Source organism: Gordonia sp. IEGM753, from assembly GCF_050321825.1.
In the GTDB taxonomy this organism is placed as follows: domain Bacteria; phylum Pseudomonadota; class Gammaproteobacteria; order Pseudomonadales; family Pseudomonadaceae; genus Aquipseudomonas.
Genome location: NZ_JBNQGB010000001.1, coordinates 1,960,166 through 1,976,109, shown reverse-complemented (window position 1 = coordinate 1,976,109; position 15,944 = coordinate 1,960,166). Strand labels below are relative to the sequence as shown.

The 15,944-nt window shown below is 58.2% G+C and carries 12 protein-coding genes; 5 read left to right on the top strand and 7 right to left on the bottom strand.

The window, feature by feature from the left end; genetic code table 11:
- Positions 1–426: 426 nt before the first annotated feature.
- On the top strand, positions 427–2,091 hold the full coding sequence (locus tag ACQR3R_RS08870) for an MFS transporter (RefSeq protein ID WP_428271653.1): 1,665 nt from the start codon (positions 427–429) through the stop codon (positions 2,089–2,091).
- Positions 2,088–3,227 (top strand): HlyD family secretion protein, encoded by a 1,140-nt coding sequence (locus ACQR3R_RS08865; RefSeq protein ID WP_428271652.1) that lies wholly within the window; start codon positions 2,088–2,090, stop codon positions 3,225–3,227. Before ACQR3R_RS08870 ends, ACQR3R_RS08865 begins: the two co-directional genes overlap by 4 nt.
- 3 nt (positions 3,228–3,230) lie before the next feature.
- Here the strand turns inward: ACQR3R_RS08865 and copD are convergent, their stop codons facing one another.
- Both copD and copC read right to left on the bottom strand, forming a co-directional pair.
- On the bottom strand, positions 3,231–4,091 hold the full coding sequence (gene copD, locus ACQR3R_RS08860; protein WP_428271651.1) for a copper homeostasis membrane protein CopD: 861 nt from the start codon (positions 4,089–4,091) through the stop codon (positions 3,231–3,233).
- 3 nt (positions 4,092–4,094) lie between these two features.
- Positions 4,095–4,460 carry a copper homeostasis periplasmic binding protein CopC gene (copC, locus tag ACQR3R_RS08855; RefSeq protein WP_428271650.1) on the bottom strand — a complete coding sequence of 122 codons (366 nt, stop codon included), beginning with the start codon at positions 4,458–4,460 and terminating at the stop codon, positions 4,095–4,097.
- Positions 4,461–4,600: 140 nt separating this feature from the next.
- Between copC and ACQR3R_RS08850 the strand changes: the two genes are divergently transcribed.
- Positions 4,601–5,221: a TetR family transcriptional regulator C-terminal domain-containing protein gene (locus ACQR3R_RS08850; protein WP_428271648.1), complete on the top strand. Its 621-nt coding sequence runs from the start codon at positions 4,601–4,603 to the stop codon at positions 5,219–5,221.
- 44 nt (positions 5,222–5,265) lie between these two features.
- Here the strand turns inward: ACQR3R_RS08850 and ACQR3R_RS08845 are convergent, their stop codons facing one another.
- From ACQR3R_RS08845 to hydA, 4 genes are all read right to left on the bottom strand, one after another.
- Positions 5,266–6,282, bottom strand: coding sequence for an RHS repeat-associated core domain-containing protein (locus ACQR3R_RS08845; RefSeq protein ID WP_428271646.1), 1,017 nt, complete (start codon positions 6,280–6,282; stop codon positions 5,266–5,268).
- Positions 6,283–6,472: 190 nt separating this feature from the next.
- Positions 6,473–7,747 carry an NAD-dependent dihydropyrimidine dehydrogenase subunit PreA gene (gene preA / locus ACQR3R_RS08840; RefSeq protein ID WP_428271645.1) on the bottom strand — a complete coding sequence of 425 codons (1,275 nt, stop codon included), beginning with the start codon at positions 7,745–7,747 and terminating at the stop codon, positions 6,473–6,475.
- On the bottom strand, positions 7,748–9,115 hold the full coding sequence (locus tag ACQR3R_RS08835; protein ID WP_428271644.1) for an FAD-dependent oxidoreductase: 1,368 nt from the start codon (positions 9,113–9,115) through the stop codon (positions 7,748–7,750).
- A gap of 155 nt (positions 9,116–9,270) precedes the next feature.
- Positions 9,271–10,710: a dihydropyrimidinase gene (gene hydA / locus ACQR3R_RS08830; protein WP_428271643.1), complete on the bottom strand. Its 1,440-nt coding sequence runs from the start codon at positions 10,708–10,710 to the stop codon at positions 9,271–9,273.
- A gap of 552 nt (positions 10,711–11,262) precedes the next feature.
- On the opposite strand from hydA, the gene ACQR3R_RS08825 reads away from it, so the two are divergent.
- Positions 11,263–12,747 carry a cytosine permease gene (locus ACQR3R_RS08825; RefSeq protein ID WP_428271641.1) on the top strand — a complete coding sequence of 495 codons (1,485 nt, stop codon included), beginning with the start codon at positions 11,263–11,265 and terminating at the stop codon, positions 12,745–12,747.
- A 124-nt stretch (positions 12,748–12,871) separates the two neighbouring features.
- Positions 12,872–14,155, top strand: coding sequence for an allantoate amidohydrolase (locus ACQR3R_RS08820; RefSeq protein ID WP_428271640.1), 1,284 nt, complete (start codon positions 12,872–12,874; stop codon positions 14,153–14,155).
- A gap of 388 nt (positions 14,156–14,543) precedes the next feature.
- On the opposite strand, the gene ACQR3R_RS08815 is transcribed toward ACQR3R_RS08820, so the two are convergent.
- Positions 14,544–15,935 carry an amidohydrolase family protein gene (locus ACQR3R_RS08815; RefSeq protein ID WP_428271639.1) on the bottom strand — a complete coding sequence of 464 codons (1,392 nt, stop codon included), beginning with the start codon at positions 15,933–15,935 and terminating at the stop codon, positions 14,544–14,546.
- Between the last annotated feature and the right edge of the window lie 9 nt (positions 15,936–15,944).

Genomic DNA, 15,944 nt, shown 5'->3' with positions numbered 1-15,944 from the left:
GCTTGCCAGCGATGGCGTCTTCGGAATTGTCATCACCGGCGAGCCGGTTTCCTACGGGGTGGCGTTAACGGCATAAATCCGTGATTCACCCCCGAACCGTAGGAGACTGGCTTGCCAGCGATGGCGTCTTCGGAATTGTCATCACCGGCGAGCCGGTTTCCTACGGGGTTGTGTTAACGGCATAAATCCGTGATTCACCGCCGATCCGTAGGAGACTGGCTTGCCAGCGATGGCGTCGTTGAAATCGTCATCACCGGCGAGCCGGTTTCCTACGGGGTTGTGTTGATACCTGAGTCTCAGCATCACCCAACAACGGATATACACCACAACCACAAACCACCGGATCCAGATCAAACCCGGATCAAGGTTTATGCTTAGCTACAGTTATGCGGCAAACTATCGCCACCTCCAAATCAAGGCCAATGAATGGATCGCTACGCACCGCGCAACTGGCAGCCTCACGAACGGCCCAGCCTGCCCGGTTCCCCCTCGACGCCGCTGCACTCCAACCCCAAGCGGCTGGCGTATGCGCTGGTCGGGTTGCTGGTCGCACTGACCGGCGGTTTGGGTAACTCGCTGGTCATCGCCAACCTGCCTTATCTGCAAGGCGCGCTCGGTGCGACCACGGCCGAAATGGCCTGGTTACCGGCGGCGTACGTGATGACCAACGTCTCCATGAACCTGCTGCTGGTGAAGTTCCGCCAACAGTTCGGGTTGCGCGCCTTCACCGAAGTGTTTTTGGTGCTGTACGCGCTGGTGACCTTCGCTCACTTGTTCGTCAACGATCTGAACTCGGCAATCGCCGTGAGGGCTGCGCACGGCATGGTCGGCGCGGCGCTGAGTTCGTTGGGGCTGTATTACATGATCCAGGCCTTCCCGGCAAAGTGGCGGATGAAAGCGCTGGTGTTAGGGTTGGGCACCTCGCAACTGGCGCTCCCGCTGGCCCGGCTGTTTTCCGAAGACTTGCTGCAAATCGCCGAATGGCGCGGGTTGTACCTGTTCGAGTTGGGCATGGCGCTGCTGACCCTGGGCTGCGTTTTCCTGCTGAAACTGCCGCCCGGTGACCGTTTCAAAACCTTCGAAAAACTCGACTTCCTGACCTTCGCCATTCTCGCCAGCGGTGTGGCGTTATTGTGTGCTGTGTTGTCGCTGGGGCGTATCGACTGGTGGCTGGAAGCTCCGTGGATTGGCGTGGCGTCGGCCGCCTCCATTGCCTTGATCCTCGCCGGCCTGGCCATCGAGCATAACCGCAGCAACCCGATGCTGATGACCCGTTGGCTGGGCAGCGGGGTGATGATTCGACTGGCGTTGGCGGTGGTGCTGATTCGTATGGTCACTTCGGAGCAATCCACTGGTGCCGTGGGTTTCATGCAGATGCTCAACATGAGTAGCCAGCAATTACACAGCCTGTATGTGGTGATGTTGATCGGCAGCGTCGCGGGCCTCGCCACGAGTGCGCTGACGATCAATCCCAAACACTTGTTCATGCCATTGATTGTGTCGTTGGCGCTGATGGCTGTCGGCTCGGTGATCGACAGTCATTCGAACAACCTGACACGTCCCGAAAACATGTACTTCAGCCAGTTTTTGCTGGCCTTCGGCGGCACATTTTTCCTCGGTCCGACTATGGTTCTGGGCACGCGCAATGTATTGACCAACCCGCGTAACCTGGTGAGTTTTTCGGTGATGTTCGGGATCTGCCAGAACCTCGGCGGTTTGATTGGTGCGGCGCTACTGGGCACCTTCCAGATCGTTCGCGAGAAATTTCATTCCAGCAACATCGTCGAGCACCTGACAATGATGGACCCACGTGTTGCCGCACGGGTTCAGAGTGGTGGCAATGCTGTGGGCTCATTGATTGCCGACCCCGGTTTGCGCAATCTGCAGGGCATTCGCACGTTGGCGGCCGCTGCTACGCGCGAGGCCAACGTGCTGGCGTACAACGATGTGTTCATGCTGATCGCAGTGATCGCCGTACTGACCATGATCTGGATTTCCATTCGCGCCCTGTGGCTGATGAGCACCACCAAAAACGTCGACCCAGCGCCTGTCGCTCCTTCCGTACAACCCAGCGGTGCCACTTCTTCATGACTGAACCGACCACGACTACCACCAACGCCATTGCCTCGACGCCTGAAGGTGTCGCGCCGCCGTCCACGCCCGCCACAGCGCCCCGTTCTTTGCGCGTGCGGGTGATTTCGTCCTTGGGCTTTACAGCGATTGCCATCGTCGGGGTGCTGATTGTTCTATACGCCTGGCAACTGCCGCCGTTCAGCAGTGCCGTGGAAACCACTGAAAACGCATTGGTGCGCGGTCAGGTGACGATCATCGGCCCGCAGCTCAGTGGTTATGTGTTTGAGGTGCCGGTGCAGGATTTCCAGTTTGTCAAAACCGGTGATTTGCTGGTGCGCCTCGACGACCGGATTTACCGCCAGCATCTCGATCAGTCATTGGCGCAACTGGCTGTGCAAAAAGCGGCGTTGGCCAATGTGGTGCAGCAACGCAACAGCGCCGAGGCAACCATCAAGTTACGTCAGGCTGGCGTCGCCGATGCCGAAGCCCAGGCGCGTAAAAGCGAAGCGGATTTGCGCCGCAACAATGAGCTGGTCCGAGACGGTTCGGTGTCTAAACGCGAGTTGGATGTCACGTTGGCAGCCAATGCGCAGAGCATTGCCGCTGTCGCTCAAGCCAAGGCTAATCTGGAGATTGCCCGGCAAGATCTGCAAACCGTGATCGTCAATCGCGGCTCGCTGGAAGCTGCCGTCGCCAGCGCGGAGGCAGCGGTGCAACTGGCACAAATCGACTTGTCCAACACGCGGGTGATCGCCCCGCGAGACGGCCAGTTGGGGCAGATCGGTGTGCGTCTTGGCGCCTACGTGAATTCGGGCGCGCAGTTGATGGCGTTGGTGCCGCACCAGTTGTGGGTGATCGCCAACATGAAGGAAACACAGATGGACAACGTGCGGGTTGGCCAACCGGTGACCTTTACGGTGGATGCGCTCAACCATCGTAAATTTCAGGGTCGGGTGCAACGTATTTCGCCGGCCACCGGTTCGGAATTCAGTTTGCTGCAGGCCGATAATGCGACCGGTAACTTCGTCAAGATTGCGCAGCGGGTACCGGTGCGCATTACCGTGGATGACGATCAGGAGCAAAGCGAGCGATTGCGCCCGGGCATGTCGGTGGTGGTGAGTATCGATACCGCCGCTGAAGGTGACCCGAACTGATCGTTAGCCTGCAATCATCGGCGGCAAGGTGCCCAGCAACGAAACGGCTGCGACGGCACCGATCCCCAGTAACCATTCGGCAATCACACTGGTTTTCAGACTGGCGAGGCGCTGCTCGCAGTGGTTGATTCTGAGCCGGTTAAACAGTGCCAGGCTCAACATCAGCAGCACCAACCCGACCTTGATCAACAAGATCAAGGCAAATCCGGACAGTAACGGTGTTGGCCAGAATTGCCCGGTCAGGACCCGCACATTAATCAGTCCGGTGATCACCAAACCCGCCACCAGTGCATAGCCAACGCCGCTGAAACGCTGCAGAACCGCTTTGACGGAATGCTCAGCCGGATCGCGCAAGATCATGACCAGCAGCATCAGACCACCGAGCCATACACCGACGCAGGTCAGGTGAATGATCTGGTTGAGGATCAGCAGTTGACCGCTCCAGCCATCCAGCATGGCGCCGTGACCGACCGGTGCCAGCGTTGCCACTAACAGCGCGCCAAGTATCAGTTTGAGCGGCGTGTTGTTGTTAAGACGCGTCAGCAGCAGCGCCACCAGCAACGCATTCAGCAGCAAGTGCCAGGTCCAGACCCGGCCGAAGAACGTGTTGCTCAGCACCAGGCGCAATGTCGACGGATCGAACGCGGCCTCCCACTCGCCGGCCATGCTGGCGGTGATCAGCAGCAGCCAACAGACGCCACTGACCAGCGCGATGATTGCCAGCCAGCGTGTCAGGCGCGTCAGGTGCCGGTCCAGCACCAACGTGCCATGGCCTAACAGCAAGGGCCTGAATACCCAGGCCCCAAACAGCATCAGCACCACAGTGAAATGCAGGAAACGGCACAGCACCATCGCGCTCGTCATGAATTACTGGCCTACCTTGAAGCTGTAAGCGCCTTCGCTTTTGTGGGTGTCGACCGATACCGCGTGCCATTCCACTTTGTAGGCACCGGGTGCCAGTGGCGCTGCCGGGGTGACGACCAGGGTCTTTTTGTCATTGCCTTCAGTGGCAAGGCTTTTTACCGGTACTTCACTGCCATCCTTGGTGAGCGTGACCTTGGAGAAGGTCGACTCGACGCCTTCGGAGAACACCAGGCGCAGTTGCGGTGCACTGCTGACGGTGCTGTCGGCGGCGGGTGTCTGGCTTTTCAGGTGCGCATGGGCAAATACCGACGAGGCGGTGAACAGGGCGCCGAGGAGGGCAGCGGTGGTCAGGATTTTCTTCAGCAGCATGGTGAATACCTCTGAGGCAGGATCGATGAGGCCCTCAGTTTACCTTCGACGAGTCGCGCATACGAAGTTTCGTTTTTAGCCTGTCGCCGCGACGTAGAGCGGATGCTAGTCTTGGCCAACGCTGTTGTCAGGGAGCCCTCATGGGCAATCACAAGATTGAGATTCGCCGCAGTAACGTCGAAAAAATTCTGCTGGGGGCCGAGAAGGTCTTCGCCGAAAAAGGTTTCGGTAGCACCGCCATGGCTGACATCGCCGCCGAAGTGCAGCTGCCGCGTTCCAACCTGCATTACTACTTCAGCACCAAAAGCGAGCTGTACAGCGCCGTGCTCTTCGATTTGCTGGAAGTGTGGAAGCAGGACGCCTTGTGCTTCGAGATGTTCGATGACCCGCGCGTGGTGCTCAGCAGCTACATCCGCGCCAAGATGAATCACTCACGCAGCCGTCCTTATGGCTCGAAAGTCTGGGCCAACGAGATCATTCACGGCGCGCCGACGTTGGGTGAGGCGCTGGATGCCAGCCTGTATGACTGGGCGAAGATGAAAGAAGCAAAAATTCGCCAGTGGGTGGAAGACAAACGCATTCTGCCGATAGAACCTTCGAGCCTGCTGTACATGATCTGGGCCTCGACCCAGCATTACGCCGACTTCGACCATCAGGTGAATATCCTCAACGATCATCAGCCGCTGTCCGACATGCAGTTCGAGCGCGCGGTGCAAACAGTGACGAGCGTGATCTTGCGCGGGATTGGGCTGGAGCCATAAATCGCGCTGCGTTCAAACATGGCGCAGCGTTGGTTTACCAGGACTCATCTTCCAGGGAAGTTCAGTTCGTGTTGTCTAATACTGAATTGTTTTATTCCAAGCTCGATCTTTCGCAATTGTGCTCTTCGTTTGTTAATTTCTTTTTTTGGCAAGGTTCTTTCATTGATGGTTTGAACAAGGTTTTTCTGTTTTTCCCACCCGGCTAATAAGTCCGGGCTAGCCATAGGAATAAACTCCATATTGTGAGTGCTTTGCCGGTCATAGCTTATTGCGTCTTCTAATTGGGGTGTAAGCCTTGCTCCGGGCTTTGGAGAATATATCAAAGTAGTGGGCAGTTTGTGAGGGAAGGGTATGGATGAAGGTTGCCCTTGTGAGCGACTACCCGCAGACATTGAATTGTTGGTGATGTTGTTTTTTCGATTGATTGCGACGCTTGTTGGATTAATAGCATTAAGCGGATTTTTTACGATGACGGAAGCTCGTTGACTTGAACTCGGACCCGCCATGGCAGCGTTTTTGAAACGGGGAAGAAGGAAAATGGGAGCATTGCCGGTTGGATCAAAGCGATTGATCGGATCCCCTGCGCAATAAGCATAGGAATTGATACCCCCTTCACCAAAAGGACTCAATTCATCCGGACTGTTAAATCGCATCAATACTGGATTGAAAGCACGTGTGCCTCGTCCCAGTAAATAGTGACCGGTTACTGAGTCAGGACTCTCGCCATTAAATCCAACCAAACCACTTAAACCACTGTGCAAAGGGTGATAGCCGTAGGCGGTATAAAACAGTTGCTGCTTCTCGGTCAGCAGCACTGAATGGGCCTGATCTGTCGCCAGCAGCCGGGTTTGCATGGCACCGGCCGTGCTTTGTTGCTGCGCCAGCGGTAGGCCTTCATGGCGAATGATTGTTCGCTGCGCATGCTCCCCCAACTCGGTCACAAGGTGCTCGTTTTGATAGAAGCGCTGAAAGCTTGCCAAGGCTGAAGGCCGGGCTCCGGAGAGTTGATCCAATGGGTCGTAGTAATAATGGCGTAATAAATTCGTCGGCGGAGTAGACATGGGCAGGGGCTTCTTGGTGAGTCTGCTGAACTATCAGCGTCCTGCTTTATAAGGCGGGCGTCTACTATCAGAACTGTTAGGTTGACAATGCAGCCCCCATCGCGAGCAGGCTCGCTCCTACCACTGAAAGGCGTTTCAATGTGTGGGAACGGGCTTGTCCGCGAAGGCGTCTGTTCAGACGCCGCAGGTCTCAAACGGCGACATGGTAGGGATTGCGCGGGTCATGGTTCCAGTCCAGGAACGGCTTGCCGCTGTCCATCGGCACCATCTCTATGCAGTCCTGCACCGGGCAGGTGATCTGGCACAGGTTGCAGCCGACGCATTCGTCGTCGATCACTTCATATTTATGCGTGCCGTCCGCTTGCTTGATGCTGGCAACGGCCTGGTGCGACGTGTCTTCGCAGGCAATATGACAACGCCCGCAACCAATGCACGTCTCCTGATCGATCTTGGCGATTACCTGGTAGTTGATGTCCAGGTACTTCCAGTCGGTGGTATTGCTGACCGCACGTCCGGAGAACTCCGAAATGCTGGCGTAGCCCTGACTGTCCATCCAGCGTGACAGGCCGTCTTTCATCTCTTCGACGATCCGGAACCCGTGCAACATCGCTGCCGTGCAGACTTGCACCGAACCGCTGCCGAGTGCGATGAATTCAGCCGCGTCGCGCCAGTTGCCGATGCCGCCAATGCCGGAGATCGGCAGGCCCTGGGTCTGCGGGTCGCGGGCGATTTCGGCGACCATGTTCAGGGCAATCGGCTTGACCGCCGAGCCGCAATAACCGCCATGGGTGCTTTGACTGCCGACCGTGGGCATGGCGACCATGCGTTCAAGGTTGACGCTGGTAATCGAGTTAATGGTGTTGATCAACGACACCGCGTCTGCGCCGCCCCGATGAGCCGCACGTGCAGCCACCCGGATGTCGGTGATGTTGGGCGTGAGTTTGACGATGACCGGCAGCGAGCAATAGGTTTTGCACCAGCGCGTGACCTGCTCGACGTACTCCGGCACTTGGCCCACCGCTGCGCCCATGCCACGTTCCGGCATACCGTGTGGGCAGCCGAAGTTCAGCTCGATGCCGTCAGCGCCGGTGGCTTCGACCAGTGGCAAGATGAACTTCCACGACTCTTCAACGCACGGCACCATCAGCGAGACGATCATTGCGCGGTCTGGCCAGTCCTTTTTGACCTGGGTAATTTCTCGAAGGTTGATCTCCAGTGAACGGTCGGTAATCAGCTCGATATTGTTAAAACCCACCACTTCACGGTTGGCGCCGTAAAGCGCCGAATAACGCGATGAAACGTTGACCGCCGCCGGGTCTTCGCCCAGGGTTTTCCAGACCACGCCGCCCCAGCCAGCCTCGAAAGCGCGCACCACGTTATAGGCTTTGTCGGTGGGAGGGGCCGAGGCCAGCCAAAACGGATTGGGGGCTTTGATGCCGGCGAAAACAATCGATAGATCGGCCATTTACGCAGCCTCCACGTTGAGCTTGAGTTGGGCGTTGATCGCTTCCGCCGCCAATTTGCCGTGCTGAACCGCTTGCACGGTCAGGTCCTGATCGAGGCTGGTGCAGTCGCCCCCGGCGTAGATCCCGGGAATGCTGGTGCGCAGCTGTTCGTCCACTTGGATACGATCGCCTTGGCGTTTCAGTTCACGGGCCATCGGGTCGGCGAGGGCATTGCCGTCGAAGGCCTGGCCGATGGCTTTGAAGACGGCATCGGCCGCCAGTTCAAATGTCTCGCCGGTGGTTTGCAGCCGACCTTCGACCAATCGGGTACGGGCGAAACGCATGCCGCGCACGTGGCCCTGATCATCCAGCAGCACTTCTTCGGGTTGCGCCCAGGTCAGCAAGCGCACCTGATTGGCCTTGGCGATGTCCTGCTCGTGGCCGGTGGCACCCATCTCCTCGACGCCACGGCGGTACACCAGATTGACGTCGCGTGCGCCGAGCCGGGCCATTTGCACAGCCATGTCGACGGCGGTGTTGCCGGCGCCGAGGACAATGCAGCGGTCGGCGAGCGGCAGTTGCGTCAGGTCGTCTGCCTGGCGCAGTTCGCGAATATAGTCGGTAGCGGCGAGCAGCCCCGGCGCTTCTTCGTGGGGCAGGCCCAACGCTTTACTGGCGTTAAGACCGAGGCCGAGGAACAGCGCGTCGAATTGCTGGTGCAGTTCGCTCAAGGTCAGGTTTTCACCCAGTTTTTGCCCGTGACGGATTTCTATGCCGCCAATTTGCAGCAGGAACTCCAGTTCCTTTTGCGCGTAATCGTCCACCAGTTTGTACTTGGCGATCCCGTATTCATTAAGGCCGCCAGCCTTTTCTCGTGCCTCGAAAATCACCACGTCATGCCCATGCATGGCGCTGCGATGCGCGCAGGCCAACCCTGCAGGCCCGGCGCCCACCACGGCAATGCGCTTACCGGTGATGGCCGCGCGTTGGAATGGATGAGCGCTGAAGTGCGCGTTGTCCACCGCATAGCGCTGCAGCAGGCCGATCAATACCGGCGCGCATTCATGCTCGTTGTTGCGTACGCAAGCTTGCTGGCAAAGAATTTCTGTCGGGCAAACCCGCGCACAACTGCCGCCGAGGATGTTCGCCGAGAGAATTTTATGCGCGGCACCTTGCACGTTTTCCTGATGGATATTGCGAATGAACGACGGAATATCAATATCGCTCGGGCACGCGTTCACACACGGCGCGTCGTAGCAATACAGACAGCGCGAGGCTTCGAGATGCGCCTGGCGGTCGTTGAGTGGCGGTGCAAGATCGGTGAAGTGGCCGGCGAGGGCGGCCGCATTTTCATAGGGATGCGGGAGATGGTCGAGGGTCTTGATCACGGTTTTTGCCTCACGGTTATTGAGGTACTGCCTCTGATGGGCATTGGTTTTCGCAGTGTCTGACCTGGCCTCATCGCCAGCGGGCTGGCTCCCACTTTGGAATGCATACCCCTGTGGGAGCCAGCCTGCTGGCGATGAGGCCGAAGGCCTCGATTTCAGCGTTTCACAGCAACCGGCTGATTCAACTCAGCCCGCTTGCTCAGCAAATCAAACACTGCCGGGTACGCCGGCCGTTCGACATACCGCCCGGCACCTCGCTCGGCGCGCAAATCACCGTCGGCCCACACCACTCGGCCCTGGCTGATGGTGTGGCTGGGTACGCCGCGTACGGTCTTGCCTTCAAAAATGTTGAAGTCGACCTGCTGATGGTGGGTCGATGCTGAAATGGTCCGTGTCCCTTGCGGGTCCCACAGCACCAGGTCGGCATCGGCGCCGACACGAATCGCACCTTTGCGAGGGTAGAGATTGAAGATTTTTGCGGTATTGGTGGAGGTGAACGCAACGAAGTCCTGCATCGAAAACCGGCCGCTGTTCACGCCTTCATCCCACAGCAGCGCCATGCGGTCTTCGATGCCGGCGGTGCCGTTCGGGATCTTGCTGAAATCGTCGCGACCAGCGGCTTTTTGCTCTGCGCAGAAGCAGCAATGGTCGGTGGCGGTGGTGTGCAGGTTGCCCGATTGCAAGCCCTGCCAAAGTGCTTCCTGGTGACCACGTGGACGGAAAGGCGGGCTCATCACGTAACCGGCGGCGGTCTGCCAGTCGGGGTGCTGGTACACGCTATCGTCCAGCAGCAAATGCCCGGCCAGCACTTCGCCGTAAACTGGCTGGCCCTTGCTGCGGGCATAGGTGATTTCGTCCAGCGCCTCTTTGGTCGATACGTGCACCAGGTACAACGGCGTACCCAGGGTTTCGGCGATACGGATCGCCCGGCTCGCGGCTTCGCCTTCAACCTGTGATGGCCGTGACAGCGGATGAGCTTCGGGGCCGGTGATGCCCTGGGCCATTAACTTGCGCTGCAGGTGGTACACCAGTTCGCCATTCTCCGCGTGCACGGTCGGCACGGCGCCCAGCTCCAGGCAGCGCTCGAAACTGGCTACCAGCGTGTCGTCGGCGGCCATGATCGCATTCTTGTACGCCATGAAATGCTTGAAGCTGTTGATGCCGTGATGGCTGACCAGCTCGGCCATTTCTTCACGTACCTGTTCACTCCACCAGGTAATCGCTACGTGAAAACCGTAGTCGGAGGCCGATTTTTCGGCCCAGCCGCGCCACTGGTGAAACGCTTCCATCAGTGATTGCTGCGGGTTGGGAATCACAAAGTCGATGATCGAGGTGGTGCCGCCCGCCAGGCCTGCCGCCGTGCCGCTGAAAAAGTCCTCGCTGGCGACGGTGCCCATGAAGGGCAGTTGCATGTGCGTATGCGGATCGATACCACCCGGCATCAAATACTGGCCGCTGCCGTCCAACACTTCGGCACCTGCCGGTACATCAAGTTTTTCACCGATGGCTTTAATCACGCCGTCGGCGCAATAGACGTCGGCACGATAAATTTCATCATGGGTAATAACGGTGGCGCCACGGATCAACAGAGACATTCCGAGTTCCTCGCAGGCAATGACCGGTTTGTGCCGGTTCTAAATGTTTTATAGGCAGCTGACGCTAACAGGTGTATTCCTGTCATCACTGTCAGGAATAGAAACTAGTCCCAGTTCAGGAAATGAGCAAGAATATTTTTTATAAGCTTATTACGGTTTTAACTAATTGAAATATAAAGATTAAATAGCAAAATCACCAAAATGGTTCGACCGCTCACCATTTTGACGCACTTGACAGGTTGTAAAAATAGACGAGATTTCTTATGTCAAATCAGCCGCTTGAGGAACGTCTATGGTTGATGCGCTACGTTGAAAAAAAGTGTGTTGCACCAGATTGAGTCCTGACGGTTCGGACAACTTGCCCGCCATTCGGCCTGAGTGGTTAAACAGGTTATCGCCCGATCACCGGGGCTATAAATAAAATTGATTAACATCAGTTAGTTGCAAAGTTTTTATGGAACTGCCCGATGCTTGTTCGGGGCAACCGGCACGTTTATTGATGCCGCCAGCCCTTGATGAGCAAAAAATAATTCAAAGAACAGTGGAGCGGCCATGCAACAGATCAGATCGCAAGTGACCGAGCGCGACGGCTTGTTCGAGCTCGAAGCCGGCAGCGACGTACTCGACAGTCCCCGTTATAACCATGACATGGCACCGACCAAGGTCCGTGAGCGAACGTGGAACAAATGGCACATCACCGCACTGTGGATCGGCATGTCGATTTGCGTGCCCACGTACACCCTCGGTGGCGTACTCACCGCGTATTTCGGCTTGAGCGTCGGCGAAGCACTGCTGGCGATTCTGTTCGCGAACCTCATCGTGCTGATCCCGCTGACGCTAAATGCATTCGCTGGCACCAAGTACGGAATCCCGTTCCCGGTGTTATTGCGCTCCTCCTTTGGCATCCTCGGCTCCAACGTACCGTGCCTGATTCGGGCGCTGGTAGCGTGTGGCTGGTTTGGTATTCAGACGATGTTCGGTGGCCTGGCCATTCACTTGTTTTTGGGGTCGATTTTCGAGGGTTGGAAAGCCCTTGGCGGTACCGGCGAGGTCATTGGGTTCATGATTTTCTGGACGCTGAATCTCTGGGTAGTACTGCGCGGCGCAGAGTCCATCAAATGGCTGGAAACACTGTCCGCACCGTTATTGGTGGCGGTCGGAATCGGCCTATTGGTCTGGGCGATGCCCAATGTTTCGATGACCGAGTTGCTGGCGATACCGGCCAAGCGACCGGAAGGCGCTAGCGTGGTCAGCTACTTTGCTGCGGGCCTGACTGCGATGGTCGGGTTCTGGGCTACGTTATCGCTGAACATTCCGGACTTCAGTCGTTACGCCAAAAGCCAGAAAGACCAGATACTGGGGCAGATTTTTGGCCTGCCGTTGACCATGTTCCTGTTCGCCTCGCTGGGGGTGATCATGACGGCGGCGTCGGTGAAACTGGTCGGCGTTACGGTCTCGGATCCGGTCAGCCTGATCGGCCATATCCAGAGCCCGGTCTGGGTCGCGGTGGCCATGGCATTGATCATCATTGCCACGCTGTCGACCAATACCGCGGCGAACATTGTGTCGCCCACCAACGATTTCCAGAACATCGCCCCCAAAGTCATCAACCGCACCAAAGCCGTGTTGCTTACCGGTTTGGTCGGGCTGCTGCTGATGGGGCATGAACTGCTGAAAAAGCTTGGTTTGATCGTGTCGGACGTCAGCCTGGAAACCGTTTACTCCAATTGGCTGCTCGGCTATTCGAGCCTGCTGGGGCCTATCGCCGGCATCATGGTGGTGGACTATTTCCTGATCAAGAAACAACAACTCGACCTGGCGGGCTTGTACCTCGATGACGTGTACCCGGCATGGAACTGGTTCGGTTTTATCGCCTTCGGGGTGCCGGTAGTGCTCACGCTGCTGTCCTTGGGCAGCGATGCGTTCAGCTGGTTCTACAGCTACGGCTGGTTCACCGGCTCGGCGCTGGGCGGGTTGATTTATTACGGGTTGTGCACGATGCGCAGCAACCCATCCGTTGTGAAAACGTCGGTGTAGCGGATGTCACCTCCGCGAGTCAGCCCGCTCGCACATTTGAAACGCATTCCCAATGTGGGAGCGGGTTTTGCGAGCACCCGCAAAACGCCTGAAAAACCTATAACAACAGCCTGAGGAGATCATCATGAACGCTGCTGTAGACGTTCTGCAGTCCACCCATCAGCACATCAATCGCGACCGCTTGTGGCAGTCGCTCATGGAATTGGCCAAGCTCGGCGCCACGGTCAAGGGCGGTGTATGTCGCCTGGCCCTGACTGACCTCGACCGCCAGGCGCGGGACATTTTTGTCGGTTGGTGCAAGGAGGCTGGCTGTACCGTCAGCATCGACGCGGTGGGCAATATCTTTGCGCGCCGGCCGGGTCGCAATCCGGACCTGCCACCCGTGATGACCGGCAGTCATATCGACACCCAGCCTACTGGTGGCAAGTTTGACGGCTGTTTCGGCGTACTTGCCGGTGTCGAAGTCCTGCGCACGCTGAATGACCTCGGCGTTGAAACCGAAGCACCGCTGGAAGTGGTGGTCTGGACCAACGAAGAAGGCTCGCGTTTCGCGCCGTGCATGATGGGCTCAGGCGTATTCGCTGAAAAATTCACCCTTGAAGAAACCCTGGCCAAAGTCGACGCTGAAGGTGTCACCGTAGGCGAAGCGCTGAATGCCATAGGCTACGCTGGCCCGCGCAAGGTCAGCGGGCATGCGGTGGGTGCTTATTTTGAAGCCCACATCGAACAAGGCCCGATTCTGGAGGACGAGCACAAAACCATTGGCGTGGTCATGGGCGCGTTGGGACAAAAATGGTTCGACCTCAAGCTGCGTGGCGTCGAAGCCCACGCCGGCCCGACCCCGATGCATTTGCGCAAGGATGCGCTGGTCGGCGCTGCGGTAATCGTCGGCGCCGTCAATCGTGCTGCCCTCGGCCATCAACCGCATGCCTGCGGCACGGTGGGTTGCCTGCAGGCTTACCCGGGCTCGCGCAACGTCATTCCGGGTGAAGTGCGCATGACCCTTGATTTCCGGCATTTGGAGCCGGCACGTCTGGACTCGATGATTGCAGAAGTTCGCGCCGTCATTGAAAGCACCTGCGAGCAGCACGGCTTGACGTTTGAGCTGACGCCCACCGCCGATTTTCCTCCTTTGTACTTCGACAAGGGCTGCATCGAAGCGGTACGCGGCGCTGCTCAAGGTTTGGGTCTTTCCAACATGGACATCGTCAGTGGCGCCGGCCACGACGCAATCTTCCTGGCGGAACTTGGCCCGGCAGGCATGATTTTTGTTCCGTGCGAAGGGGGTATCAGCCACAACGAGATCGAAAACGCCGCACCGCAGGACCTGGCGGACGGATGCGCGGTGTTGTTGCGGGCAATGTTGGCGGCCTCGGCGGCGATTGCGAAAGGCCAAATGGCGGCATGAAGATCAATTGAAAGCAACCTGGCCGGCGATGGCGTCCTCGAAATCGCCATCACCGGCAAGCCGGTTTCCTACAGGCCTGCTTTAACGCCATCAATTTCGGCAGCCTCCACCGATCCGTAGGAGACTGGCTTGCCAGCGATGGCGTCCTCAAAATCGCCATCACCGGCAAGCCGGTTTCCTACAGGTTTGTTTTCGAGGCATCAATCCCGGCATCACCCCGACCCGTAGGAGACTGGCTTGCCAGCGATGGCGTCCTCAGAATCGCCATCACCGGCAAGCCGGTTTCCTACAGGTTTGTGTTCGAGGCATCAATCCCGGCATCACCCCGATCCGTAGGAGACTGGCTTGCCAGCGATGGCGTCCTCGAAATCGCCATCGCGTTTGCTCGTCAGTCGACATCCTGCGCCATCAGTTGCTGCACGCCGTCCCAGGCCTGTGCGCGCATCTGCGCAATGTCCAGTCCCGGAATGATCCCGTCATCCACCACCACGCGACCACCGACCAGGCTGTAGCGCACTGCAATCGGTTCGCCGGCAACGACCGGGGCCACTGCGATGTCGTGGAAACCGAAAAACCGTGGATGGTCCAGGCCATAAATCACCAGGTCGGCAGCCTGGCCTGGCTCCAACGTGCCGACCGCACCGAGGCCGAGAACCTGCGCGCCGCCGGCCGTGCCCCAATGAATGACGTCTTCGGCGGTGGTCGCGGACGCTCCTTGTTCCGCGCGATGAATCAGCCATGCGGTGTGCGCTTCGCCCACCATACTGCCCGATTCATTGGACGCCACGCCATCCACACCCAACGAAATCGGGACGCCGGCCTCATACATCTGCGGCACTGGCGCAATGCCGCTGCCGAGCCGGGCATTGCTCACCGGGCAGTGTGAAATGCCGGTGCCGGTTTGTGACAGCATGCGGATTTCACCGGGCTGCAAGTGCACGGCGTGGGCGAACCAGACGTCAGGGCCGAGCCATTCGTGTTCGGCAACAAACTCGACCGGCAGGCAGTTGTATTTCTCTCGGCAGAAATTGACGTAATTTTGCGTTTCCGACAGGTGCGTGTGCAGGCGCAGCCCCAGGCCTCGTGCGGTGTGCGCCAGTTCACGGAGCAACATTGGCGGCAGCGAGAACGTTGGTGTAGTGGGCGCCACCACGACCCGGCGCATCGCGTCAGGCGTGTCTTGGTGATACAGCGATTTCAACCGCTCGATATCACCGACCATCTGGTCGAGCGTTTCTGGTTGCAATGCGGTTTTTGAGAAGCCCGGATGAGCACTGGCCGACTCCAGTGCGCCGCCCCGACACAATACGAAGCGCATGCCGAATTCATCCGCCGTGTCGAACAGGGTATCGCCGCTCTCGGTGCTGCCGTTGGCGTGGTACAGGTAATGGTGATCGGCGCACGTGGTAACGCCCGACAGCAGCAACTCAGCCATGCCCAGCCGTGCGGCAATGCGCGTCAGTTGAGGCGTAAACCGGTTGAGGCGCGGGTAGGGCACGCTGGCCAGCCAGCCTTGCAGGTCCTGATTCAAACCCTCAGGGACCGCTTTCAGCAGGTTCTGAAACAGGTGATGGTGAGTGTTGATCCAGCCCGGATACACCACCGAGTTGCGCGCATCGATCACCCGCTCTCCGGGTTGCGCCACGAGCCCGACCGCCATTTCCGCGATACGGCCGTCGATGATGCGAATGTCAACGTTGCCGGCGCGGGCACGCGGGCCCCGCAGGCCCGTCATCACCGCCAACGGATTTTTGATCAGAATATTTTGAAGTTGAGTCATGGGCAGCTC

Excerpts from the sequence above, each read along its gene's own strand:
- ACQR3R_RS08870 (WP_428271653.1), top strand. The coding sequence starts at position 427 with ATGGATCGCTACGCACCGCGCAACTGGCAGCCTCACGAACGGCCCAGC.
- ACQR3R_RS08845 (WP_428271646.1), bottom strand. The coding sequence starts at position 6,282 with ATGTCTACTCCGCCGACGAATTTATTACGCCATTATTACTACGACCCA.
- hydA (WP_428271643.1), bottom strand. The coding sequence starts at position 10,710 with ATGTCTCTGTTGATCCGTGGCGCCACCGTTATTACCCATGATGAAATT.
- ACQR3R_RS08865 (WP_428271652.1), top strand. The coding sequence starts at position 2,088 with ATGACTGAACCGACCACGACTACCACCAACGCCATTGCCTCGACGCCT.
- copC (WP_428271650.1), bottom strand. The coding sequence starts at position 4,460 with ATGCTGCTGAAGAAAATCCTGACCACCGCTGCCCTCCTCGGCGCCCTG.
- ACQR3R_RS08850 (WP_428271648.1), top strand. The coding sequence starts at position 4,601 with ATGGGCAATCACAAGATTGAGATTCGCCGCAGTAACGTCGAAAAAATT.
- ACQR3R_RS08825 (WP_428271641.1), top strand. The coding sequence starts at position 11,263 with ATGCAACAGATCAGATCGCAAGTGACCGAGCGCGACGGCTTGTTCGAG.
- copD (WP_428271651.1), bottom strand. The coding sequence starts at position 4,091 with ATGACGAGCGCGATGGTGCTGTGCCGTTTCCTGCATTTCACTGTGGTG.
- ACQR3R_RS08820 (WP_428271640.1), top strand. The coding sequence starts at position 12,872 with ATGAACGCTGCTGTAGACGTTCTGCAGTCCACCCATCAGCACATCAAT.
- ACQR3R_RS08815 (WP_428271639.1), bottom strand. The coding sequence starts at position 15,935 with ATGACTCAACTTCAAAATATTCTGATCAAAAATCCGTTGGCGGTGATG.
- preA (WP_428271645.1), bottom strand. The coding sequence starts at position 7,747 with ATGGCCGATCTATCGATTGTTTTCGCCGGCATCAAAGCCCCCAATCCG.